The following is a 23652-nucleotide window of genomic DNA, read 5'->3' as shown; positions in this document are numbered from 1 at the left end:
ACTCTGACGAATAGATGAGATAAGAATTAGATTTGTAACTATTATGAGCGGTGTCGATCGGCTACAAACAATTTTGGCTGATTCTCCTATAGGTGAGGTATTGCCAGCTATTTCTAAATTAAATCTTCCCGATTGGTGGTTGGCTGGGGGAGCTTTACGAAATACAGTTTGGCGTTCAATTTTTGGCGAAAGCTGTCAACTGTTTATCAATGACTTTGACATTGCTTTTTTTGACGAAGCGGGAGATAGAGAACAAGAATTAGCAGCAAAAGCCACTTTAAATCAGCAGTTTCCCGATTATCTATTTGATATAAAAAATCAAGCCAGTTTTGCTCGATGGCGCTCCGGCAACAAAACTTTCATCAGCACTGAAGACGGAATCAAAAACTGGCTGCACACTACAGCAGCGATAGGTGTGCGTTTAGATAGTCAACAGAATTGGGAATTTTTTACTCCTTATGGATTAGATGACTTGTTTAATGGTGTTGTTCGCCCAACTCCTACGAATATAGATAATCCAGACGCTAAACGTAAAGCTGATGGGTATTTGCAGAAATGTCCTTGCTTGCGATTAGTGTGAAGGAGAGGGGGTGATGGGGAAGTTAACTTAATTCCTAACTCTTAACTCTTAACTCCTATCTCCTAACTGCTCGCTGTTGACTGCTAACTAAATATATGATACTAATGTACTATGAAGGTTGATTTAAATATAAATTTAGCAGTTGGGATTGAGAGATTCCACTTACGTCTGTTAATAGGAGAGCAGAATTTATGAAGTTTAGCAAGGTTGATTTAACTAAGTTATTAGGTGTGTCTCATTCTGACGGATATTTACAGCTATTGCTCGACAGAGGGGATGAGTTAGAGTTTCTAGAGATACCGGCTCCAATACAGGCTTACGAGGGATTGCAAGATTTAAATGAACTGATTGCTGAACCTCCGCCATTGTTAGAGGAGGAAGAATCATTTGCTATGTTACCAGTAGCTTCCGCAATGGCAAGTGCTATTGGATACGATTCTGAAAATGAAGTTCTACAAATAGAGTTTAATAGCGGTGCAGTCTATCAATATTCGGATATAGACGAGGATACCTGGGAGGATTTATATTCTTCCGATGCGGTAGGCAAGTATTATAACCAATACATAAAAGGTAAATATCAATCTCAACGTATAGACAATTCTTGCTGAAATTGATTTACAAAGAGTTTGAGATATATCTATTAAATTAAAAATTTTAAAGTTTCCTGGTGCTACGGCTAATTGCTTTTATAAAGCGGTTAGCCTTTACTTTTCAGCGAACAGCGAGCAGTTAACAGTGAACAGTTAAGAGTAATACCATTTCTTTATAAAGATGCGCCGAATTCAGCCCCTGAAGAGGGGCTTCGTTTGTCTAGCCCCACTCTTCCAGAGTGAGGGCTTTTAGCGCAGCCTCATACAGAATTGGTATAAGGATATTTTTATGATGTGATATCGTTGTTTTCTCTATATAAATTTAAATTTATGATTGATGACTTTAATAGATTTTCTTTACTGTGATTATGATTGACTTTTTCTGCAATTGTGTCCGTACTATTCCATTCTAGAGCTATTAAGATAAGATTTACTGTATGCAATATGCTCCAAAATTCATATTTTACAAATATTGATTATACATAGCAATGACTTTGCTATAGTTGTTACGATTAATAGGTTTCCGCATTTATATTAAATAGTAAAACCTATATGATTTTAAAAGTTGCTGCTGTTTATTCTGCATTAATCATTGCTCAAACTCCTGCTCCATCACAAAAATTTTTAGATTTAAAAAATCAATTGGAAAAACATGGATTTCAGGTAGTGCTTGAATTACCACCCAAGCGGGGAGCTTATGGTTTATTAAGCGAAAGTCGTAAAAAAATATGGATTAATCCAGTGGTTTTTGATTTAAATATTGCAAATCCGACTTTGATTCATGAATCCGTTCATGCAGCCCAAGTTTGTGCGGGTAAAGGAAAAATTAGAGCTTTGGGTTTGAAAATTCAGCCAATTGCAAATGCTCGAAGGCTCTTTCTACGATATAAAGACGCTCATCGGCAAGATTTGGAAAGAGAGGCTTATGCAGTACAAACTCAATCTAATAGTTTTGAATTAGCGAAGAATCTTTTGAATAAACATTGTAATAAATAAGGGAATTGGTAATTGGTAATTGCGTAAATTCTGAGATAATAGCGGGCAAGATGCCCGCACTACAGTTATGAAACCCCTGCACCTGCTGAATTAATCAATACTCCGGGCTGATATCCATCGGGGCGATCGCCAACTGTTGCACCTCCATGAATCATTCCTTGAATCTCGGCATCAAAGAAGGTATAAGGGAATTGCGATTCTGGTTTACTAACGCTTTCTAAACGATTTGCAAGCTCTGCGGGAATATCAAAATCTAACGCTTTGATATTGTCTTCCAACTGCGATAACTTGGAAGCACCTACAATTACCGACGCAATACCGGGGCGATTTACCGCCCAATTTACAGCAACTTGTGCCATGCTGTGCTCCACTTCCTTGGCTACAGTTTCTAATTCAGCGACAATTTTCCAGTTTCTGTCACTTATCTTCTGAAAAGCTGGATTATCCACATCGCGAGTTGCATCGAGTCTACCTTCCCCAGAGAATCCGCCTTCACTAGGCTTGTATTTACCGCTCAAAAGTCCGCTAGCTAAAGGGCTCCATACCATAGTACCCATTCCTAAATTTTGCCCGAGGCTGATAAATTCTCGTTCGATGTTACGCTCAGCTAAAGAGTATTCTAATTGTAAAGCCGAAATTGGTTCATAATTACGATATTCAGCGATAGTTTGCGCTCTTGCTGCGTACCAAGCAGGTACATCGCTTAAACCGATATGACGTACTTTTCCAGCACTCACCAAATCATTTAAAGTACGCATCACTTCTTCAGCAGGAGTAACTTTATCCCAGGTGTGGAGAATATATAAATCGATGTAATCAGTTCCCAAACGCTTTAAAGAACCTTCCACCGCTCGCATAATATTTTTACGTCCATTTCCACCAGCGTTAGGGTTTCCCGGCTCAACGTTGTAGCTGAATTTGGTGGCAATAACAACCTTATCGCGTAGATTGCGTTCTTTGGTAAACTTACCCAACCAAGTTTCGCTGGTACCATTCGTGTATAAATCTGCCGTATCGAGAAAATTTCCACCAGCATCGACATAGGTATTAAACATTTGTCGTGCGATATCTTCATCCGCACCCCAACCCCATTCCGTACCGAAAGTCATGGTACCCAGAGCAAGACGACTTACGCGCAACCCGGTACGTCCGAGAGTATAGTAACTGTTAAGTGGCATTAAAGATAACTCCCTGTGTATGTGTTAGTTCTAGTTTAGGAAATTAGTGGGGTGGATTGATATTCAATTCTTGCGGGGTTTTATCGAAATCTTGCTGAGGTTGGGAAAAATATAAAAGCAATAGCTATAAAATTTAAGATTGCAAAATGGATTTAGATAATTGGGTAAATATTGCCACAGAAGTGGGAGCTATAGGTGAAAATGGTGATGAATTTAGTTCTAGTCAAATGGCTCGCGAAGCGATAGAAATTATTTTGGGAAAAGATAATTTAAAAGAAGCAGTTAGATATTATGTAGCTCACAAACCGGGAAAAGAATTGCTCAGAGGGGTGCTTTGGCAATTACATCCTTATAGTGCAATGGAAGAATGCTATAGAATTTTCAAAGAATCTAGTAATTTAGATGAAAAGATAGATGCTGTTGAACTACTTCGGGTTGTTGCAGATAAACGTGTATTAAAATGGGTTCCAGAATTTTTGAAACATGAAAATCCTGGCATTCAAAATTGGGGAATTGGCATTGTAGAACAGCTACTTTTTTCTCATCTTTGTGATGAAGAAGATGTTGCTGAGATATTGCAGCAAGCAAGTAAGCATCATAGTAAATATCTTCGAGATAAAGCTGACGACATGCATTTAATCTTTAATACTGAAGAGGAGTTAGATTTTGAAAGTTAAAATTGCGACGATACAAAGCATAAAATAAACTTTAGGTATATAGCTTACATATGGAAATTGAGTTCAATTTGAAACCAGAAGAATTTCACGACGCACTTAAAAAAGGTTTGGGACGAGCTTATTTATACGTAAAACAATATGGAGACAGCCAGGTAAGAGATAGTATTCTTTATTGTTGTTTGCATAATCCATCTTATGATGCTCAATGTGAGGAGCAACGAGCAGAATGGTTAATTTCTTTAATCGATTTGACAGAAAATAAAAATTTTTACTTTTCCAAGATAATAGATGCATTGATGCCATCTACAGATTGTTGGGATACTTATCAGCTTTTTCAACTGTGTGGAATCCTTGCGAAACGTAATTTTAAAACAGCAAAAACTGTAATTTACCAAAAATTTGATTTACAGGAATTTAACGAATCTTGCTTAGGAGGCTATGAAATTATTAATTTAGATGGTTTGACGGGTTTAAGATATGTTATTCAACGTTTAGGTAAACGGTTAAGTGAGGAAGAAGATTATTGGGATGATTGTGATGTTTTTGATTATGCTTATGAAAAACTTGGGAAAGTAGAAGTTAGCGATTATCTCCAAACGGCATCAACAACCGACAGGTATATCAAAACATATTTAGAACAAGTAAAAAATCATAATATAGAGAAGCCATCATTTAGTAAAGAATCATATATTGAAAGGGTTCGCAAAAAGTATCTGTTAAAAAGAGTTTTATCAAATGTAGAAAATAAGAAATATAATTCAGCGTATACTTATACAGTTTTTGGAAAATATGCTGTAGAAGCCGAACTTAATCTAGTATTTGAAAAGTTTCTCGATGAGACAAGAAAAGAACAAATTGTGCGTTACTTGTGGATTTTTAGAACGCGAGAAGTTCCCAGGCTTGACAATAAGCTCTTTCAATTAGCAATGTCTGATGATGGAGATATCCGCACTGCTGCTGTAGCAACTCTTAAATTCTGCCAAGATAGCTCTATTCGTAATTTGGCTATAGATTTAAGTAAAAATCAAGATGAGGAAATCGCTATTTGTTCTGTAGGGCTTTTTATCAAAAACTATCAATCTGGAGACAATAGATTTATTGAATCAATCCTTCCTAGAATAAATGATGAAGATACCAAGCATTTCGTTTGTATGGATTTGATCAAAATATTTGAAAGACACGAGGTAGATGAATTATTGACAAGTTTATTATGGGCTTATGAAAATACACCATGTACTCACTGTCGAGAAAAGATAGTCAAAGCTTTAATAGCTAGTAGGTTAATACCACAAAGGTTGGTTGATGAGTGTCAGTTTGATTGCGTTCAAGATGTCAGACATTTAGCAAGAGAATATACTCGTGCATAGTGTAATTATTGCTTTTCCGGCTAAGTATAAAGTATTTATAACCGATTTAGCATTTAAGCCATTTATCATATCTTGATTTGAGAGACTTATGAGAAAATATATAGGTAGAAATTAATTAAATTTTATGACCTTAACAGAGCTATTCCCGACTTTAAGAAAATTGCCTCGTGCAGATAAATTAAAGGTGATGCAGTTCTTGATTGCAGAACTAGCTCAGGAAGAGGAACCAAGCTTACAACCGGGAGCAACTTATCCTATTTCTTCACCTCTCAATTCCCATGAAGCTGCTCACAAACTAGCTCAACTTTTAGAATCCGAGCGGAACCAAGCATAATGCGTGATGCTCAAAGGTTTAGCTTTACAGAAGGATTTGATGCCTTTGGTGTCCCAGATGCACTACCTCAAATGCCACTGAATTTAATATATCTAGGTTCCGAGCTTGAGGTTTTAGCATTGCTTGATACAGGTGCAAGCGTTAATGTTTTACCTTATAACGTTGGACTTCAGCTTGGTGCTGTTTGGGAAGAACAAACAACTTCGGTAACTTTAGCTGGTAATTTAGCTTCGGTTGAAGCACGAGGTTTATTGGTATCTGCTCAAATCGGTAATTTTGACCCAGTTAGGTTGGTTTTTGCATGGAGCCAGTCAGATGAAGCGCCATTATTGCTTGGTAGAATGAATTTTTTCCTAGAATTTGATGTTTGTTTTTATCGCTCGCAATTGATTTTTGAAGTTCGCCCTAAATTGCAAAATGGCTTATAAAAGAGCCGTTAGCAGTAAAGATTTTGATTGTTCAATAGAGTAGAGACACAGCAAATGTTAGATATAACTTTAAAACAAACAAGAGTTTACCGAGAAGCGAAAGAAGAAGGAAGAGAAGAAGGAGAACAAGAAGCAACTTTGAGATTAGTAATGCGACAGCTAAACAAGCGCTTTGGAGAACTTTCCGAGGAAATGCGTTCTTCAATTTCTAGTTTACCTTTATCTAATCTTGAAAATCTCAGCGAAGCTCTGTTAGATTTTACTAGTTTGGCTGATTTACAAGCTTGGTTAGAAACACAAAATTAGAATATTTTAGCTGTATAATTTGTAAAATAGACCTTTACCAAATCGTCGAAGAAACTAAAATTATTTTTAGATTTTTCGACGAATTAATATTTATAAAAAACTTAATTATTATGAGCAAATGGAAATCTCATCTCTACGCGATTCTACCTCACCCAACTGAAGCTAAGGTGTTGATGCTATCGCATAAAACTGGTTGTTCGTTGCCTCATGTTTGTGTAAATGATGATTTAGAATGCGATGATATCCCGGTTATCAAGAAAGAATTCGAGCAAAAACTTGGGATTTCGGTAAATATTTTATATTGCGCTAGTAATTATTACGACGAATCAAAACGTGAAATTCACGGTGTATATGTACTTAAGCATAATGATTCTATTACAAAACTAAATATCGGTTCTTGGACAGATTTAGAAACTTTGAGGAACTTATCTTTTAAATTTCCAGAGCATAAGTCAATTATCGAAAAATATTTGACGGAGATTGAAAACAATAATATTCCTGAATTACGTCCACCTTGGGCTAAAACAGGTTGGTTCGATTCTGCAAGTCAATGGATTGAATCACAATTATTAGATTTAAACTATCAACAACTTTCCTCTATAGAATGTATTAAAACCTGGGGAATTTCTTGTATATTGCGAGTTTCTACAAACCACGGAAATCTTTATCTCAAGGAAGCTTCAACACTACCGCTTTTTTGTAATGAACCAGTAGTTACTAAAGAGTTAGCAAAATTATTTCCCGAACATATTCCTACTGTTCTCAGCATCAATTCCGAACGTCATTGGATGTTATTAGCTGATTTTGGGGAACCTATTGGTAGAAAATCACCTGTCAAAATCAAAAAAGATGTTTATCGTTTGCTTGCTCAAATACAGATTAAATCGGTTGAGCATATTGATAATTTATTGAATGTCGGATGTTTGGATAGACGTTTGGAAAAGTTAGCAAGTCAGATTGATTCTTTGTTTAACGATGAAATTGTTTTATTTCAATTAAAAGAAGCAGAAATTAAACAGTTACAAACACTTGCTCCACATCTGAAAAGCTTATGCAGTCAATTAGCCGATTATAAAATACCTCAAACATTAGTTCATGGTGATTTGCATTTAGGGAATGTAGCTTTAAATAAGGATAACTACCTTTTATTTGATTGGACGGATAGCTGTATTGCTCATCCTTTCTTTGATATGTTTCAATTTTGTTTTCGTCGGTATTATAACCCTTTTTCATCTATAAAAGCTGTGAGGAATGAATATTTAAATCAATGGACGGTTTATGAATCAAAATCCCGCGTATTAGAAGCTTGGAAATTAGCAAAACCACTATGTGCTTTACATCATGCGGTTACATATCAGTATATTAGTAATTGTTTAGAGGCTAGAGAAAAACATTTATTTAGTAATGCGTTAGGTAATTTTTTACGAGAGCTTTTGAAGTGTTAAGTTGAATAAGTTTTTAGAGGATGAAAAAGTATAAAGACATTTACGAAATACTAGATGATTTACGACAGCGTCCAAGTATGTATTTAGGTAGTAAAAAATCTTTAACTGCTTTGGTTGCATTTGTTTCTGGATTAAGATTTGCACAAATGGATGAAGGTAATCCTCCTTTCAGCGATTTCAGTAGTTGGATTGCAAGAAAAGTTGAGGGTATGTCATCAACAATGTCCTGGTTATGGATGATTGAAGAATGGGGAAATGAAAAAGCTTTTGACAAGTTTTTTGAGTTGCTCGATGAATATCGTAATTGTAAAAGCGTTTGTTTATCTAGAGCTATTATTCGGAACCATAAGCCAACATTTGTTCAAATAATAAATGGCGAACGAGTTCCACCGGAGAAACCTTTGGAGCTTTGTATTGCTCAATTTGTACCTTCAGAAGTTTATTATTTGCTTGAAATTTATACATGGAGACAAGATAAGTATTTTCCTTATCAAAACTCTATTGATGAAGTTAAAAAAGTTGCTCTTTCTCAATGGGGAGTATTAGAAAATGAATGGTTTGATTTTTGATAAAAATGTTTCACGAAATAAAGCTTGCTGCAATAATATTTTTTCCCCTGCGGTCTTATAAGCGATAATTTACATAGTAGCTATACAACTAAGAGAAGATTAATTATGACAGAATTACTCGAACAAGCAATCGCTAAATTAAAATCTCTATCCGCTCAAGAGCAAAACGCGATCGCAAAAATGATTTTAGAAGAACTCGAAGATGAGCGTAAATGGGACGAATCATTTGCTCGTTCTCCTGAACTACTAGCTAACCTTGCAGCGGAAGCAATGTCTGAACATCGCGCAGGTAAAACTCAGCAGTTAAATCCAGAAAATCTGTGAAATCTCTTACAACTTCAAAGTTCCGTAAAATGTTTGCCGATTTACCCGAACAGGTTCAAGAACAAGCCCGTGAAGCATATCGGCAATTTAAGGAAGACCCTAACTATCCTAGTTTAAAATTCAAAAAAGTACATCCTCAGTTACCAATTTATTCTGCAAGAGTTAATAGAGACTATAGAGCAGTTGGTCAATTAGATGAAGATACGGTAATTTGGTTCTGGATTGGTTCTCATGCAGATTATGACAAACTTTTAAACCAGTTATGATATTTATTCTTAAACGGTATCAAGAAGGGTTGCAAAAATTTATAGTGTTGATTGCAAATGCTTCACTGTTAAGGAAACCGCTTTTTTTACAGTGGCTTCTTCATCATAAAAATCAAATTGAGCGCGATTTTCTAACCAAACAAACTTTTTATTATTAGTAGAAATATTTTGAAAAAATTGACGGGCACCTTCAGGAATCGCAGCTTTTTCACTGTGAACAAATAATGTTGGTACGTTAATATTTTTAGCTTTTGGCATGGGGTTAAAAGTCAACCATTCTTTCCATGACATGATTGCAAATTCATTATCCCACTGTGGAATTGCACCGCGTGATAGTTCTGTATAGTAAGGAATTTCGCCAAACATTGGTGCTTTAGAATTAGTTTTACTAGCTGCGGGAACAACTTCGGCTTTTCCGGTTTCTTCAAATTGCTTTCTTGCAGCTTCACTAATTTGGATTTTTTCTTGTACCGCTTTTTCTCCACCGTAAACAGTATTAACAATTTCTGGGTTGTGAATCCAAGGTGCGACAGTAACTAATGATTTGATACGGGAATCTTCTGCTGCTGCTTCCACCATATAACCAGCGCTAGCACAAATTCCTAACCCAGCAATTTTATTGTTATCAACAGCATTTACTGTCTGCAAGAAACTAACAGCGCTTTTAATATCCTTGATTTTTTCTGTAGGAGATTCAAACCCGCGCAATTTACCACCACTTTCTCCAAAGGTGCGAAAATCAAATGCAAGTGCCGCAAATCCTTTATCTGCAAGCTTTTTAGCGTAGGTAGCTGGCATTTGTTCTTTTTGCGATTACTGAACTCTCTGATTATTATTAATTATTTTCATCATATAAATCACGCGCGGTACAAACTTCTTCAAAGTTGACTCTTGACCAATCAGCTATTTCTAATAAAGTCTCGATTAAACTTTCTCCTAATACGGTCAAAGAATATTCTATCCCTACAGATGATTGTAAATTTGTTTTTCGTTCAATTAAACCATTTCTTTCTAAATTGCGTAAGGTTTGAGTGAGAACTTTTTGGGAAATACCCTCAATACGTCGCTGAATTTGTGTATAGCGTTTAGAGCCATATGCAAGACAGTAAAGGACAATAACGCTCCATTTATTGCCAATAATATCCAAAACCTGCTGAGTTGGACAATTTAAAGTAAATATTTCTGGTTCTGGGAAGTTACGCACCATTTGGTTCGTTACAAACTATTGATTTCTACTTGTTTTCTATTCTCGATTCATTTTAACCTTGTCGGGGTTTCTATCTTGCTAAACTAAGATTCTAAAATTTCCAATTATGAACTTATTTTCTCCAATACAGCTAGGTTCTCTGAATTTACCCAATCGTATAGTTATGGCTCCCATGACTCGCTTGCGAGCAGTTGGAAGCATCCCCACCACCTTAATGGGAACTTACTATACTCAAAGAGTTTCGGCTGGTTTAATTGTCACTGAATGTACGATGGTATCTCCTTTGAGTAATGGATATATAAATTGTCCGGGTATTTATTCAACAGAACAAATTGCAGGATGGGAGCAAGTAACCAAAAGCGTTCATGACAAAGGAGGCAGAATATTTTTGCAAATATGGCATTGTGGTAGAGTTGCCCATCCTAGTTTATTAGATGGGGAAATTCCAGTAGCACCCAGTGCAATTCCAGGAGTTGGAACTTTGCATACCCCCACTGGTAAAGTGAATTTAGAAACACCTCGCGCTTTAGAAATAGATGAAATTCCTCAGATTGTCGAGCAATTTGGACAAGCTGCCGAAAATGCCAAAAAAGCTGGTTTTGATGGTATTGAATTACATGGTGCATTCGGTTACTTAATCGACCAATTTATTCAAGATGGTTCCAACCAGCGAACTGATAAATACGGTGGTTCAATCGAAAATCGCGCTCGTTTTTTATTAGAAATAGTTGAAGCAGTTAGTAGCGTATGGGATAACGGCAACATCGGAATTAAATTATCCCCTAGCAACACATTTTATGGAATGGAGGACTCAAATTCTCAAGCAACATTTAGTTATATATTTAAAGCCCTCAATCAATATCAATTAGCTTATATCCATTTAATGGAACCCAACGAAATCGACTTAAAAAATCGAGATGTTATCAACCCGGCTTTACCAGTGTTTCGACCTTTATATGAAGGTAAGATTATTACTAATGGTGGTTACGACAAAGAAAAAGGCAACGATGCGATGAAGAATGCAGGAGCGGATTTAGTTTCTTTTGGAAAGCCTTATATTGCAAACCCAGACTTACCCGAACGCTTTGCTGCTGATGCTGAGTTAAATACTCCGGATGTCAAAACTTTCTACGGTAGAGGAGATGAAAATTTAGAGCAAGGTTATACAGATTATCCTGTTTTGGTATCAACTTAAAGCAAGTATTATATTATTGATGTATAGCAGTTTTCAACCAGGTTCAAAACATCTGCAATAGAAAAACGAAAGTGAGTCTTTAAATTTATTGTAATTAAATGAAAACTGCTTTAACGTGACTTTAGCTATCTAAAGCTTCTGCTACTTGCTTAAAATCACGAGCAAATATCTGTTGATTATATTTGTCTAATTCTTCTTGATTTGAGGTATAATTAAGTCCTGTCATTGTAACTTTTTGAACGTATTCTATTAACGGACGACGTATATTTTCGTATTTAACAAACGCTTCTCGAATCGCACGCTCATTGTTTAATTGATTTGAATCAGCAAGGTTAGCAACAAGCTCGGTAATAATCAATGCATCTTCAAAGCCTTGATTTACTCCCTGAGCGGCAAAAGGAGGCATTCCGTGGGCTGCATCACCGACTAATACGATTTTACCAACATGCCAAGGTGGTTGTGAATTGCCTGAATTTTCTTTAAGGTGCAGGTTCGCAGTTTCGGGAAATGGTAGAGAATCTGAAACAGCAGTACGGTGAATATAGTAAGTACGATGTTGCATATTTTCTGGTTTTGATAACCGTACTAACTCTTTAATAGCTTGGGGAAAGTTATATTTTTCTAACTGCTGTAAAGTTAAATCGATTCGAGAATCTTCTTGTAATTGATTGGAAGCTATAGCAATATGAATAAGATATGTAAATTGACCTGGTTTTCTAGTTAATAAAATCATTCTGGCAGGCTGCTCGGAAGCAGAATTTCTCAAATCTACATCTGGAGTAATAGTTACTATTGGTGATTTTTGTAGAAATCTTTCTTGAAGTTCGGTTTGTATTGCTTCGGAAACATTCGTTATTTCCGAACAAGCAACCGCAGCATATCCAGAATACTCGGGACGGGAAAAAACTTGATAATCGGTATTTTTATAAATCTGTTTACGAACGGTCGAATTTATCCCATCAGCCGCAATAACTAACTTCGCTCTAAAAGAAACTTTTTCTAGTGATTCTGTACTTTTATCTATATCTTGACTTATATTTGTAGACTTAATTGGAGTCTTTTGCGCTTCCGGATTCCAATGTGCGTAGGGATTCGCTTCTACGCTAATATCCGAGACGCAATCGACTCGAACGCATTCATTTTCTGATTCGTGGACAACATTAATACAGCGATGATTGGCTTTGACTTGTTCTGGAGGAATTAAATTTCTTAAAGCTGTTTGTAAATCAAACCAGGATACAGAGATTCTACCTTCACCATAGTTTTGAAACCATTCGTTAAAGTCTAGAGCAATGGAACGTATTTTTTCTCCTTGTAAGTTTCTAACAAGCCATTTGGGTAAAGGCTGAGAAGAATTTTCTGCATTAGTAACAGTCATTGCAGTTTTTGCTACTTCTTTATAGGCTTGCTCATTTAAATATTTTAAAGCTTTTAATCCATTGGGAAGAACATCCAAACCCTGCCCAACCTTACGAAAGGCTTTTGTTTGATCTAAAACTAAAATATTTTTTATCCCGCGCCGACGCAAACCATTTGCTATTGCCAATCCAACGGGACCAGCACCGATTATAATTACATCATAAATATGCACGATAGTTAACCAGGGAACGTAATTTCCTGTCTTACAGCAAAAGTCCTTTTAAAAGGACTCAGAGTAGAATGGCATAAACTCCTGCTTCAATGTTCTCATGTCCATCTAAAAAGATTAAGTTTAGAAACAATTGTTTGCAAAACTATAATATTTGGGTGGCGATCGCCTTGACGCAATCAAGCCAAAGCTGGATACCTAAGAGTTTTCAGGCTTTGTAACGCAAGCTCAAAAATTACCCATTAAGGTACTGTTATAGTTTCAAAATTTGTTTCATAATCATTTTTGGTACTCAAGCGGTTGCAAAACAGACAATCTAAATTCTAAATTCTAAACTCTAAAATTGTGCTGACACAAGACGATTTGATTATCTCTACGTCAAACCTGACAAAAACCTACGGAAAAAAAACGATTATTGAGAAAGTAAATTTAGCCGTTCCTCGTGGTTCAATTTGTGGTTTTCTCGGTCCTAATGGAGCGGGTAAAAGTACTACAATAAAGTTATTATTAGGACTAGTAAAACCCAGTAGTGGTAACGGTACGATTCTAGGTAAAAATATTGTCAGCGATAGCGTTAGTATTCGGGAACAAGTTGGTTTTTTAGCTCAAGAGCCGCGCTTTTACGGCTATTTAACTGCTCGCGAAACATTACGCTTTGTTGCTTCTTTCTTTTTTAAGGGTTCTAAAAGTCAAATTGAAAGTCGGATTGACGAAATTATTTATATTGTAGGTTTAAATGGTAAAGCTGACCGTCCGGTTAAGGGTTTTTCTGGAGGTGAGCGTCAGCGTCTTGGTATTGCTCAAGCTGCTATAAATGACCCAGAATTAATTATTCTTGATGAACCAGCCTCTGCTTTAGATCCATTAGGAAGACGCGATATGTTACAAATTATCGAAAGTTTTCGCGGCAGAAGTACGGTATTTTACTCAACCCATATTCTTGATGACGTGCAACGGGTAAGTGATATGGTGGTGATTCTGAATAAAGGTACATTAATTGCTCAAGGAAGTATCCAACAATTGCTAGCAGGAAATCGCAGTCAATTCCATTTCATTGTAAGAGGCGACGGATTAGCAATAGTCAATAAATTAAATAATATACCTTGGGTTCAAGCTATTAACATTGAACCTGGATTTCCCGATGTTAATAATAATAGAACAAGTAAACTGCATGTTAATGTCACAAATCCAAATGCAGCCGAAAACGAACTTTTACGGTTAGTAATGTCAGATAGTGAAACGGTTGTCACCGAATTTGGACGCACATCATACGAACTAGAAGATATTTTTGTAGATTTAGTTGAGGGAGAAACCAAAAATGCTCGTTAGAATCTCTTCAAATATTTGGATGCGCGGTTTTTATCCCATTTTTAGAAAAGAATTAGTTCGTAAGTTTGGAAATAAATGCTGGGTATCTCCATTAGTGGTTTGGATGTCAATATCAGCAGTTCCCACAATTTCTTTAGTTACAGCAGGTGCTTCATCACTATCGGCAAATCAAGGTATTGCCTTATTATCGCTATTTTTATGGCTGGGTACTTTTCCAATGTCTATTGGAACTGTTGTAATTAGTCAAGGTACGATAATTGAAGAAAAATTAACCCAAACCTTACTCTGGATTTATTCTAAACCTTTGTCTGCTTCGGCTTTTATTTTAGGAAAATTTGCTGCTTATGCTATTTTTATTGCTGTAATAATTTTAGGCGCTCCTGCAATCGCAATAGGTATTACGGCGGTGATATTTGGAATCAGTTTAAATTCTCTTTTAGGATATCTTTTCAGCATCGCCATAATTTATTTACTATTACTATTTATTCTGGCGTTAACTTTAATGTTAGGAACGTTTTTTCAAAAGATTAGCTCGGTTACAGGCATAGCTTTTATAGTTTATATTAGCGGAGCTAGTTTAAGTACCAATGAATACTTAAAGCAAATTGAACCCTACAGTTTTGCCGCATTACAAAGTTATGCCGTTGAAGCTGCTGCTGGCAAGTTTCAAATACAAGCTTTGATTGCGATACTCATTACTCTTTTATTCATCTTGATGTTTCTATTCGTCGCTTCTTGGCAGATGGAACGATATGAATTCTAAAAATTTTCGTAATTAATCGATAATGGGTAATTGGTAGTTGGTAATTGGTAATAATTAACCAAACCAATATTACCAACGAAGGAAGAAGTTCGGAGGAAGAAGGTTTGAGTGGTTATTTTTTTTACTTTAGTTCTGAGTCTAAAGCTCAGTAGAAATAAAAAATAAAATTAAAAGACGCGCAGGAGGATAAATCTTACCTCCTTACTTCATTCACGCCAAGCGTGTGGATCATCTCACGTTTTAAAACGTGAGTTCTTCTTCCTTCGTGAAAAGCGTATTTGTTTCTGAAATCCATATAAATCACAATATTGTGCTATTTGATATATCTAAATACAAGATACACATAAAATTTACATTAATTTTAAGTAACTAATATCAAGCTTTTTGGCGTTTGTTAACTAGGTAATATGAATGTTTTATTAATATATAAATTCAGACATAATTCATTATTGATAATATATTTCTTCTTTAAAATGCTTGACTTATATGACTTACAGCTTCTTAAAATCAATATTATTATCAAATAATATAGTTATAAAGCTAAAAATGATAGCTACAATTAACACAAATGATTTTACTTGACTTTTCTGATTATATAGTTGTATAAATTATTTTGTAATCGAAAAATATTAGTTAAGTTTGTATAATTCGTACTTTCTTAATAGTATTTGCATTGGTAAAAAATATTTGCCTTTGCAAAAGCTATTGAGGCATCTATTCATGCCCTATTATCGAAATTTGTTGTAAATGACTCATAAAATAAGCATGGAAACAAATGATGTGACAGCATTTGCAATTACAGGTATATCTCTAGATATTCCTAACTCCAAGCAAACTTCTAAAATTACTGCAATGGAGCTAAAGCAACCATTGCCTGTAAAAGATTTATCAATTGACTATGCAGCTAAACCCAAAACTGCACTATCTTCCGAGACAGATTTGTCAATAGATAGAGATGCGACTAAAAACTTGACTGCTCTACAGCCAGCAACTAATAGAAAATATGGATCTATTAGTATGGCAGCAGCATCTGCAAGTGTACGAATAGTAAAATCTCCAACTTTCAATAAGTACGGCAATCAAGGAAGATCGGAACCTAGAATTACTAAGACTGAAAGTTTAAATGTCGAAGCTGAAGATAATAGCCTTGATATTACACATATAGATTTGCCAATTATTGAGTTTCACAGCAAACCAAAAATCATTCTCAAAACAAGACAAGCTGCTCAAATAGAAACAGAAGAAATCCCGGAAGCTACTCCCCAAAAGAAATTAGCAGTTAATTCTGTATTTGGAAACAAACGTAATAGCCTGTCAAATAAAGACTATTCAACATCTGTGGATAATAGTGAAAATATTGCTAGTTCAGAATTTTCATCCGGTGTTAAAGCTGAAGTTAATACAGTAGAGGTGGATTCGACAAATCAAAAGGAAGCAGCATATACAGACAGTAGTCAGAATCTTGCAGAGCTAAAATTAACCGATACCCAGTTTTCTGAATTTGATGTTAGCAAAAATAGTCCTTTGGTAGAAACTGCTAACAATTTACCTGATTCTAAAACTTCGAGCGATCGCGAATCAATCGTAAAAGCTGATTTAGATAATGCTGTTGATGATATTCCTGATGATTCAGATCAAAATCAATACTCTATTGATGCTGATAGTGGAGATGATGTTATTCATGTAAGCAATAGAGTAACAGTTATTGATGGTACTAGTGATGATGAATTTAACGCTACTGATGGTGATGATATCTTCTACCTGGGAAGTAATAGCATCCTCGAAGGTGGTATAGGTGACGATAAATTCTTCGTTCAATCTGGTGGTGATAATATTCTATTTGGTGGTAAAGGTTCAGATGAATTCTGGATTTTTAACGGAGAAATCCCCGAATCGGCAAATATCATAGCCGACTTTGAGGTTGGTAACGATGTAATTGGTATTGTTGGTAGTTCGAGTTTGGGTATCGACGCTTCGACTTTAGATTTGCAGGAAGTCGATGGCAATACAGAAGTTCTGATAAAAAATCAGACGCTGGCTGTTTTTAACAATGTTACTGCTTCCGACATTCACAGCAGCATCGTGTTTATTTAGTCGTAATTTGATAAATTTGGCATTATTAATTAGATTGCCGCAACATCATTCCAGCATGTAGCTATATTAACAAAGCCCTAAACTTATACTGTAAGGGCTTTTTATATAATTGCTTCTCTACAGAATTAAGTAACTCCAACATTTTAAAAGAACTTTGTTAATGTAATCTTTATCACAAATTAACACGGTTTTAATTCTATATTCTTAATCTAGTAGCAGCGATAATTATTCACCTTAATAGTCTAGTAATTTCCTAGCGTTATTAAAAGCAAAATCTGAACATATCCTTTTACCTCCTTTTTTGAAAAAGTCAAGGAGGCGAAAAAGTATGTTTAAAATTTATTCGCTACCTTAAATACATCAAAAGGAACATATAAATGGCGGTCAAATTAACAGGATTCGCATCGTTACCTGCCGATACTTTCGCGGAAGGTTCCCCAGCAGGTGCTGATATTTCTGCTAACGGACGTACTGGACCTTTTGAAGGACAGCCAGTTCAAGGCTTTAGTGGCGTTCAGTTTGCTCCTGGTAATAATGATTCTTACTGGTTTTTGTCAGATAACGGTTTTGGAAATAAAAATAATAGTTCCGACTATCTATTGCGGATTTATCAGGTAAATCCCGATTTTAAGAAAGCCAACGAAGGGAATGGAACTATTGAGGTTGAACAGTTTATTCAACTTTCCGATCCCGATAATTTGATTCCTTTTGATATAGTTAACGAGGATTCTCCGCAGCGGTTTTTGACTGGTGCGGATTTTGATATTGAATCTTTTGTAATTGCTAACGACGGCTCGATTTGGGTAGGGGATGAGTTTGGGCCATTTTTGCTTCACTTCGATTCGACGGGAAAGTTGATTGAAGCACCGATTGCCACTCCGAATTTAGCAAGTAGCGATGAACCTGTAGTTCGTTCTCCCCAAAATCCCGACGTTCTTTTCAATACCCTCGATGGCGAACCACCCCTGGTTATAGCCCACCGTGGTGCCAGCGGGGAATTACCAGAACATACTTTGGAAGCTTATCGTCGTGCTATTGTTCAAGGTGCCGATTTTATCGAACCAGATTTAGTAATTACTAAAGATGGGGTGCTAATTGCACGTCACGAACCAATTTTAGATGACACCACCAATGTTGGTGAAGTGTTTGGAGAGGAGCGTAAATCTACTAAAAATCTTGATGGAGAGGAAGTTACGGCTTATTTTGCTGAAGATTTTACTTTAGCTGAAATCAAACAGTTGCGAGCGGTACAGTCTCGCGATTTCCGCGATCAATCTTTTAACGGTGAGTTTGAAATTCCTACTTTTAAAGAAGTTATCGAACTTGTACAGCAAGTAGAAGCGGAAACCGGGGAAAAAGTTGGAATATATCCCGAAACGAAACACCCGACTTTCTTTGACGAGCAAGGGTTGTCTTTGGAAGAGCCTTTAATTCAAACTTTGCAAGAGACTGGTTTTACCGACTCTAGCAGAATTTTTATTCAGTCTTTTGAAGTTGCCAATCTTCTCGATTTACAAAATAATCTGCTTCCCGGTGCTGGTTTATCAGATATACCCTTAGTTCAACTTTACGGCGATGTCGAAGACGAGTTTATCAACGAAAACGGTGGTGGTTTCTCGGTACCTTACGATATTGTTGCGAATTTCAGCAACCCCGATTTTGACGAAGCTGATGCAAAAGCTGTTTACGGCGATTTTGTGAGTGTAGTTCCCGATTTTGGTGAAGATGTCACTGGTGATGGTATTCCAGATACGACTTATCAAGATTTAGCCACCAAAGAAATTTTTGATTATATCGGTGAAACCTACGCTGAAGGTGTGGGACCTTGGAAAAACAGTTTTGTGTTAAGGGAATCTATAGATAATCCTGTTGATGCAAATGGTGATGGAAATGCAGAAATCACAACCCAACTCACCGGAGAAATTCGTCCTTATGTCGAATGGGCGCATGAGGCAGGAATGCAAATTCATCCCTACACTCTACGAAATGAAGAGCGCTTCCTGACTTTAAACCCCGACGGTACCGTGCAAACTCCTGAAGGTGAATTCAAGCAGTTTATCGAATTAGGTGTGGATGGTTTCTTCACCGATTTTCCCGAAACCGGCAGAATTGCGGTTAACCAAGAAATTGTCCCCTCAAATCTTGCTTCATCTCGCGGTTTTGAAGGAATGGCTTTTAGTCCAGACCGCAAAACGTTATATCCTTTATTAGAAGGAGCGGTTGCAGGAGATCCTGATGATGCTTTACGAATTTACAAGTTTGATGCGACAACCAGCAAGTACACGGGCTTAGTTGGTTTCTATCAAACCTCAGTTCCCGGTCATGCAATTGGTGATTTTGCTCCTATCAACGATTCAGAATTTTTAGTCATTGAAAGAGATGGAAAGCAAGGGGATGAGGCAGAGTTCAAGAAAATTTTCAAAGTTGATATCTCTCAGGTAGACGAAAACGGTTACGTTGAGAAAGAAGAAGCGGTCGATCTATTGAATATTCAAGACCCCAACGACTTGAATAACGATGGTGAAACCACTTTCTCGTTCCCTTTCGTTACCATCGAAGATGTTTTAGTTATTGACGAAAACACAATCTTAGTTGCTAACGATAATAATTATCCCTTCTCCACCGGACGAAGTGAGGGTATCGATAATAATGAAGTCATTCTTCTAGAATTAGATAAATCCTTAGATTTAGATTCCCGTTTAGGTCAATCCGGGATGGAGAGCGAAGAATCTAAACTAGTCGCGGGTAGTAGCGATAAAGATTTATTTGTTTCTAAAAGCAACTTCGAGGGTGATAAGAACATCCTATTTGCTGGTTCTGGTGACGATGAGATTGATTTAGCTTTTGGCGGCAGCAACAACCGAGTTGATGCTGGTAGCGGAGAAGATACAGTTTACCTTGGCAATCAAAATCGCGTACTTGGTGGTAAAGGCAACGATAAATTCTTTGCATCCGGTGGCGATAATATCATATCTGGTGGCGAGGGTGCCGACCAATTCTGGATTGTCACTGGAGAAATTGCCGAATCTAAAAATACCATCGTTGATTTTGAAATTGGTACTGATGTAATTGGTATTTTGGGTAGTTCGAGCCTCGGTATCGATGCGAATACTTTAATGCTGAATGAAATCAATGGCAATACTGAAATTAACTTCAACGGTCAAACTTTAGCAATGCTTAACGGTGTAACTGGTTTAGATGTTGATACCAGCGTTGTATTTGCTTGATATTTGATTGATATTTGCATTGTATTTTAAATCCTGGAGACGTAGCACTGCTACGTCTCTACATCATCAATCATTTAACAGTAAAAAAATCAAATGCAGATTACAAAAGTTATTATTAACTTTAATTTTAACCACAACTCTTAACTTTAAGAATTAAATTTATATGACTGATATCAATAGGATTATTAAATTTTACAACCTTACTTTATATCAACAATACATTTAAATGTCAATAGACATATTGCCTTAAAGCCTTGCTGTAAGGGTATCTCAAGTATATAGAAATTGTTCTATTAGCATAAAAAGGTCATTTTATTTAAAAGTCCTAAAAAAAAGTCAAATGCAAACTTAATTTTTGTAAATTAATCTAATATTTATAATCAATTAACACAATCTTAAACTTAGGTTCTTACTCTTAGATTAGCAATACTAATTAACTGTATTCCTACCTAAAAATCTACAAAAAATATACATAGGAATTTAACTAAAATGGCCAAGAACGTCATTCTTATGATTGGTGATGGTATGGGCTGGGAGATGGCTCGTGCTGCGGCGATTCAAAAACAAATTACTCAAGGTAAAACTGGTGCAACTCTCACCGATTTTTATACTGAAGGTAAGGGTACAGGCTTAAGCTTCCAGGAATTAGATAAGTATGCGATCGCAACCACTAGCGGAACCTATATCGATGGAGACAAAAGCAATTCTGCATTAAAAGGCGATACTCTTGAGCGTGAAACTGGTGTTGCAGTTGTTCGTGAAGGGTTTGAACAAGAAAGTTTGCCCGGTGAAAATGCTGACGGGGAGTTTGAGCCAGCCCAAGTAATCGGTTTCTTTCCAGAACTGCGTGAAGGCAGTATTGCCCCAATTTTAGGCGAGTTTGACCCCAACTTTGATGAAAGACCAATATTTGCAGAAAACGAAGATGGTGAACTAGTACAAGTCGGTGGATTCCTCAACGCTTACGACACTACCAAAGGTCGCGATTTACCTTGGTTGAAGGATGAAGACCCCGACTACCCCAAAAACCTTTTCCCCGATTCAGCAAATACCGCAACTACTTTATATTCGGGAGTTAAAAGCTACTCCGGTGCGATTGGTGTTGATATCTATGAAGATGATATTCAAACCATTGGTGAAAAAGCTAGGGAATTAGGTAAATCTTTTGGTGTTGTCAGTTCGGTTCCTTTCAATCACGCTACTCCCGGTTCTGCTCTGGGTCATGTCAGTCAGCGTAATAAGCTAACTGAAACTTCCAGAGTTACAAATAATAAAGTCGCTTTGGATGAAAACGGCGTACCCCTCCACGAAGAACATGGTGACGGTAGTCATGAAGGCGAACCCGTATTTGAATTAGATGAAAATGGCAATAAAATCCCCATTGAAGACGATAATATTCTTTTCCAAATACTTAATGAATCTCAACCTGAATTAATTCTGGCTGGAGGACATCCAGATGGTCGCGGTGACGAACGCTACATGGATTTGGAGACTTTAGAAAAACTTCGTAACGGTGAAACTGTTTACACTTTTACCGAGCGTGGTGAAAATGCTGCACAGACTTTAGCAGAAGTTGCTTCAGAAATAGACGTTGAACAAGGGGAAAAATTATTTGGTCTGTATGGAGCAAGGGGACAAGGTGGTAACTTACCTTGGAGTACTGCAAATGGCGACTATAGCAACACTGGTTTAAGCAGTCGTTTGGATGCGGTACGTCCTTTAGAAGAGGGAGAAACTGACGAACAGTTTATTGCTTCCGAGCAAGATGCAAATCCAACTTTAGCTCAGTTGACAACTGCCGCTTTAGATGTACTCGGAGATGACGAAGATGGTTTTTGGGTTTCCATCGAAGGTGGTGATATTGACTGGGCTGCTCACGACAACAACCTAGACAATATGATTGGTGCAACTTTGGATTTTGCCGATTCGGTAGAAGTTGTTCAGGATTGGATTGAAGAAAATGGCGGTTATGAAGAAAACTTGCTGATTGTTACTGCCGACCACGACCACTATTTGACTCTTAACGAAGACTTCCCCGAACTATTGCGCGAGTTTGGTGCAGAAGCTCTTACCACTGCTGTTGATGACAACGGTAACGTTTTAGCTACCGAAGTTGACCAAGCTGGTGTAGCTCTAGAAGAACCGCGAAAAGTTGATAACCTCGATCCAGACGCATCCGGACATTATTGGGGTAGCAATCCTGATGTTAAGGTAGGCTGGTCGCACCACACAACAATTCCAGTTCCCGTTTACTATCAAGGTGCGGGCAGTGAATTTCTAGATGATTCTGTAGGTAAAGGTTTCGAGCAATATGGCTTTGACGTACCAGGAGTTGAGGGTTTAATCGATCAAGTTCATATAGCACAAGCTCAATTTGCTGCTTTTGAAAACAAAAATACACCTGATACACCTAGCTCTGGTTCGGGTAATAATGCACCTACTTTAGTCTCCGGAACAGTAGAAGGCGACACTTTAATTGCAGGTATTGACTTCAAAGGAACTGGTGATACTGTTTTTGCTGGTGCTGGAGATGATGAAATTGATTTAGCATTCAGTGGTGAAGGTAAAAACCGCGTTGATGCTGGAAGCGGCAATGATGTAATTTATTTGAGCAGCCAAAACCGCGTACTTGGTGGTGGAGGTGACGATAAATTCTTTGCAACCGGTGGTGGTAATATCATCTCTGGTGGTGAAGGTGCAGATCAATTCTGGATTGTCACCGGAGAAATTGCCGAAGCTGCAAATATCATTGTTGATTTTGAAGCAGGTACCGATGTAATTGGTATTTTGGGTAGTGCAAGTTTGGGAATTGATGCAAGTACTTTGGAATTAACTGAAATGGATGGTAGTACTAAAGTTGCATTTGGTGAAAATACTTTAGCAATGCTTAACGGTGTTACTGGTTTGGATGTTGGTGAGAGCGTTGTGTTTGCTTGATATTTGATTGATAGTTGCGTTGTCGGATGATTGTGGAGACGTAGCAGTGCTACGTCTCTAAAAAATATGATATCTATCTGTCTTTTTACTACAAAAATACTAAAAAATAATCAATTAAATTTTTTATTAACTAATTATTTTTTTGATAATATCTATAGATTTTTTGAATATTAAGCCCAATATTATATAAAGGTTTTTATAACTTTAAATTATTACTTGACCTTGATAAATTCGCCATATCTGTTAAATTGT

22 protein-coding genes are annotated in these 23652 nt (G+C 36.8%); 18 read left to right on the top strand and 4 right to left on the bottom strand.

Annotation, left to right across the window (positions count from 1 at the left end):
* The first annotated feature begins 43 nt into the window (after window positions 1–43).
* From RIV7116_RS29065 to RIV7116_RS29055, 3 genes are all read left to right on the top strand, one after another.
* Complete coding sequence (locus RIV7116_RS29065; RefSeq protein WP_015121911.1) at window positions 44–580, top strand: nucleotidyltransferase family protein; 537 nt, start codon at window positions 44–46, stop codon at window positions 578–580.
* 191 nt (window positions 581–771) lie between these two features.
* A complete protein-coding gene (locus tag RIV7116_RS29060; protein WP_015121910.1) occupies window positions 772–1188 on the top strand; it encodes a KTSC domain-containing protein in 417 nt (138 codons plus the stop codon).
* Window positions 1189–1722: 534 nt separating this feature from the next.
* Window positions 1723–2166 (top strand): hypothetical protein, encoded by a 444-nt coding sequence (locus RIV7116_RS29055; protein ID WP_015121909.1) that lies wholly within the window; start codon window positions 1723–1725, stop codon window positions 2164–2166.
* Window positions 2167–2231: 65 nt separating this feature from the next.
* Here RIV7116_RS29055 and RIV7116_RS29050 read toward each other — a convergent pair whose 3' ends face one another.
* Window positions 2232–3344 (bottom strand): aldo/keto reductase, encoded by a 1113-nt coding sequence (locus RIV7116_RS29050; protein WP_015121908.1) that lies wholly within the window; start codon window positions 3342–3344, stop codon window positions 2232–2234.
* 146 nt (window positions 3345–3490) lie between these two features.
* Between RIV7116_RS29050 and RIV7116_RS29045 the strand changes: the two genes are divergently transcribed.
* The 9 genes from RIV7116_RS29045 to RIV7116_RS29005 all read left to right on the top strand — a co-directional run bounded on the left by RIV7116_RS29045 (window position 3491) and on the right by RIV7116_RS29005 (window position 9060).
* Window positions 3491–4021, top strand: a complete 531-nt coding sequence (locus RIV7116_RS29045; protein WP_015121907.1) for a hypothetical protein — start codon at window positions 3491–3493, stop codon at window positions 4019–4021.
* A gap of 50 nt (window positions 4022–4071) precedes the next feature.
* Window positions 4072–5388, top strand: a complete 1317-nt coding sequence (locus RIV7116_RS29040; RefSeq protein WP_015121906.1) for a hypothetical protein — start codon at window positions 4072–4074, stop codon at window positions 5386–5388.
* 124 nt (window positions 5389–5512) lie between these two features.
* Window positions 5513–5722: a hypothetical protein gene (locus RIV7116_RS29035; protein WP_015121905.1), complete on the top strand. Its 210-nt coding sequence runs from the start codon at window positions 5513–5515 to the stop codon at window positions 5720–5722.
* Window positions 5722–6150 carry an aspartyl protease family protein gene (locus tag RIV7116_RS29030; RefSeq protein ID WP_015121904.1) on the top strand — a complete coding sequence of 143 codons (429 nt, stop codon included), beginning with the start codon at window positions 5722–5724 and terminating at the stop codon, window positions 6148–6150. The genes RIV7116_RS29035 and RIV7116_RS29030 overlap by 1 nt, the downstream gene beginning before the upstream one ends.
* A gap of 54 nt (window positions 6151–6204) precedes the next feature.
* A complete protein-coding gene (locus RIV7116_RS29025; RefSeq protein WP_083894102.1) occupies window positions 6205–6456 on the top strand; it encodes a DUF4351 domain-containing protein in 252 nt (83 codons plus the stop codon).
* A gap of 110 nt (window positions 6457–6566) precedes the next feature.
* Window positions 6567–7901 carry an aminoglycoside phosphotransferase family protein gene (locus RIV7116_RS29020; RefSeq protein ID WP_015121902.1) on the top strand — a complete coding sequence of 445 codons (1335 nt, stop codon included), beginning with the start codon at window positions 6567–6569 and terminating at the stop codon, window positions 7899–7901.
* Window positions 7902–7921: 20 nt separating this feature from the next.
* Window positions 7922–8470 (top strand): hypothetical protein, encoded by a 549-nt coding sequence (locus tag RIV7116_RS29015; RefSeq protein WP_015121901.1) that lies wholly within the window; start codon window positions 7922–7924, stop codon window positions 8468–8470.
* Window positions 8471–8575: 105 nt separating this feature from the next.
* A complete protein-coding gene (locus RIV7116_RS29010) occupies window positions 8576–8794 on the top strand; it encodes a hypothetical protein (protein WP_015121900.1) in 219 nt (72 codons plus the stop codon).
* Window positions 8791–9060 (top strand): type II toxin-antitoxin system RelE/ParE family toxin, encoded by a 270-nt coding sequence (locus RIV7116_RS29005; RefSeq protein ID WP_015121899.1) that lies wholly within the window; start codon window positions 8791–8793, stop codon window positions 9058–9060. The genes RIV7116_RS29010 and RIV7116_RS29005 overlap by 4 nt, the downstream gene beginning before the upstream one ends.
* Window positions 9061–9099: 39 nt before the next feature.
* Here the strand turns inward: RIV7116_RS29005 and RIV7116_RS29000 are convergent, their stop codons facing one another.
* Window positions 9100–9858, bottom strand: a complete 759-nt coding sequence (locus RIV7116_RS29000) for an alpha/beta hydrolase (RefSeq protein ID WP_015121898.1) — start codon at window positions 9856–9858, stop codon at window positions 9100–9102.
* 37 nt (window positions 9859–9895) lie between these two features.
* On the bottom strand, window positions 9896–10267 hold the full coding sequence (locus RIV7116_RS28995; RefSeq protein WP_015121897.1) for a helix-turn-helix domain-containing protein: 372 nt from the start codon (window positions 10265–10267) through the stop codon (window positions 9896–9898).
* Window positions 10268–10373: 106 nt separating this feature from the next.
* Here RIV7116_RS28995 and RIV7116_RS28990 point away from each other — a divergent pair, with 106 nt between their 5' ends.
* Window positions 10374–11462, top strand: a complete 1089-nt coding sequence (locus RIV7116_RS28990) for an alkene reductase (RefSeq protein ID WP_015121896.1) — start codon at window positions 10374–10376, stop codon at window positions 11460–11462.
* A 121-nt stretch (window positions 11463–11583) separates the two neighbouring features.
* Here RIV7116_RS28990 and RIV7116_RS28985 read toward each other — a convergent pair whose 3' ends face one another.
* Window positions 11584–13053 carry an NAD(P)/FAD-dependent oxidoreductase gene (locus RIV7116_RS28985; protein WP_015121895.1) on the bottom strand — a complete coding sequence of 490 codons (1470 nt, stop codon included), beginning with the start codon at window positions 13051–13053 and terminating at the stop codon, window positions 11584–11586.
* A gap of 342 nt (window positions 13054–13395) precedes the next feature.
* Here RIV7116_RS28985 and RIV7116_RS28980 point away from each other — a divergent pair, with 342 nt between their 5' ends.
* From RIV7116_RS28980 to RIV7116_RS37260, 5 genes are all read left to right on the top strand, one after another.
* Entirely contained in the window at window positions 13396–14379 is a 984-nt protein-coding gene (locus RIV7116_RS28980; RefSeq protein WP_015121894.1) for an ABC transporter ATP-binding protein, read from the top strand.
* On the top strand, window positions 14369–15142 hold the full coding sequence (locus RIV7116_RS28975; RefSeq protein ID WP_015121893.1) for an ABC transporter permease: 774 nt from the start codon (window positions 14369–14371) through the stop codon (window positions 15140–15142). The genes RIV7116_RS28980 and RIV7116_RS28975 overlap by 11 nt, the downstream gene beginning before the upstream one ends.
* Before the next feature lie 747 nt (window positions 15143–15889).
* The gene (locus RIV7116_RS28970; protein WP_015121892.1) at window positions 15890–17236 is read left to right on the top strand and encodes a hypothetical protein; all 1347 of its coding nucleotides are present in this window, start codon (window positions 15890–15892) and stop codon (window positions 17234–17236) included.
* 377 nt (window positions 17237–17613) lie between these two features.
* Entirely contained in the window at window positions 17614–20463 is a 2850-nt protein-coding gene (locus tag RIV7116_RS28965) for an esterase-like activity of phytase family protein (RefSeq protein ID WP_015121891.1), read from the top strand.
* 489 nt (window positions 20464–20952) lie between these two features.
* Window positions 20953–23400, top strand: a complete 2448-nt coding sequence (locus RIV7116_RS37260) for an alkaline phosphatase (protein ID WP_015121890.1) — start codon at window positions 20953–20955, stop codon at window positions 23398–23400.
* Window positions 23401–23652 lie beyond the last annotated feature (252 nt).

Source organism: Rivularia sp. PCC 7116, assembly GCF_000316665.1.
In the GTDB taxonomy this organism is placed as follows: Bacteria; Cyanobacteriota; Cyanobacteriia; order Cyanobacteriales; family Nostocaceae; genus Rivularia.
This window is presented reverse-complemented; position numbering and strand designations above follow the sequence as displayed.

Bases quoted from the DNA above. Each gene is read 5' to 3' on its own strand.
- RIV7116_RS37260 (WP_015121890.1), top strand. From the start codon at position 20,953: ATGGCCAAGAACGTCATTCTTATGATTGGTGATGGTATGGGCTGGGAG.
- RIV7116_RS29050 (WP_015121908.1), bottom strand. From the start codon at position 3,344: ATGCCACTTAACAGTTACTATACTCTCGGACGTACCGGGTTGCGCGTA.
- RIV7116_RS28965 (WP_015121891.1), top strand. From the start codon at position 17,614: ATGGCGGTCAAATTAACAGGATTCGCATCGTTACCTGCCGATACTTTC.
- RIV7116_RS29020 (WP_015121902.1), top strand. From the start codon at position 6,567: ATGAGCAAATGGAAATCTCATCTCTACGCGATTCTACCTCACCCAACT.
- RIV7116_RS29045 (WP_015121907.1), top strand. From the start codon at position 3,491: ATGGATTTAGATAATTGGGTAAATATTGCCACAGAAGTGGGAGCTATA.
- RIV7116_RS29060 (WP_015121910.1), top strand. From the start codon at position 772: ATGAAGTTTAGCAAGGTTGATTTAACTAAGTTATTAGGTGTGTCTCAT.
- RIV7116_RS28975 (WP_015121893.1), top strand. From the start codon at position 14,369: ATGCTCGTTAGAATCTCTTCAAATATTTGGATGCGCGGTTTTTATCCC.
- RIV7116_RS29055 (WP_015121909.1), top strand. From the start codon at position 1,723: ATGATTTTAAAAGTTGCTGCTGTTTATTCTGCATTAATCATTGCTCAA.
- RIV7116_RS29010 (WP_015121900.1), top strand. From the start codon at position 8,576: ATGACAGAATTACTCGAACAAGCAATCGCTAAATTAAAATCTCTATCC.
- RIV7116_RS29035 (WP_015121905.1), top strand. From the start codon at position 5,513: ATGACCTTAACAGAGCTATTCCCGACTTTAAGAAAATTGCCTCGTGCA.
- RIV7116_RS29025 (WP_083894102.1), top strand. From the start codon at position 6,205: ATGTTAGATATAACTTTAAAACAAACAAGAGTTTACCGAGAAGCGAAA.
- RIV7116_RS29030 (WP_015121904.1), top strand. From the start codon at position 5,722: ATGCGTGATGCTCAAAGGTTTAGCTTTACAGAAGGATTTGATGCCTTT.
- RIV7116_RS29040 (WP_015121906.1), top strand. From the start codon at position 4,072: ATGGAAATTGAGTTCAATTTGAAACCAGAAGAATTTCACGACGCACTT.
- RIV7116_RS29000 (WP_015121898.1), bottom strand. From the start codon at position 9,858: ATGCCAGCTACCTACGCTAAAAAGCTTGCAGATAAAGGATTTGCGGCA.
- RIV7116_RS28990 (WP_015121896.1), top strand. From the start codon at position 10,374: ATGAACTTATTTTCTCCAATACAGCTAGGTTCTCTGAATTTACCCAAT.
- RIV7116_RS29015 (WP_015121901.1), top strand. From the start codon at position 7,922: ATGAAAAAGTATAAAGACATTTACGAAATACTAGATGATTTACGACAG.
- RIV7116_RS29065 (WP_015121911.1), top strand. From the start codon at position 44: ATGAGCGGTGTCGATCGGCTACAAACAATTTTGGCTGATTCTCCTATA.
- RIV7116_RS28970 (WP_015121892.1), top strand. From the start codon at position 15,890: ATGACTCATAAAATAAGCATGGAAACAAATGATGTGACAGCATTTGCA.
- RIV7116_RS28995 (WP_015121897.1), bottom strand. From the start codon at position 10,267: ATGGTGCGTAACTTCCCAGAACCAGAAATATTTACTTTAAATTGTCCA.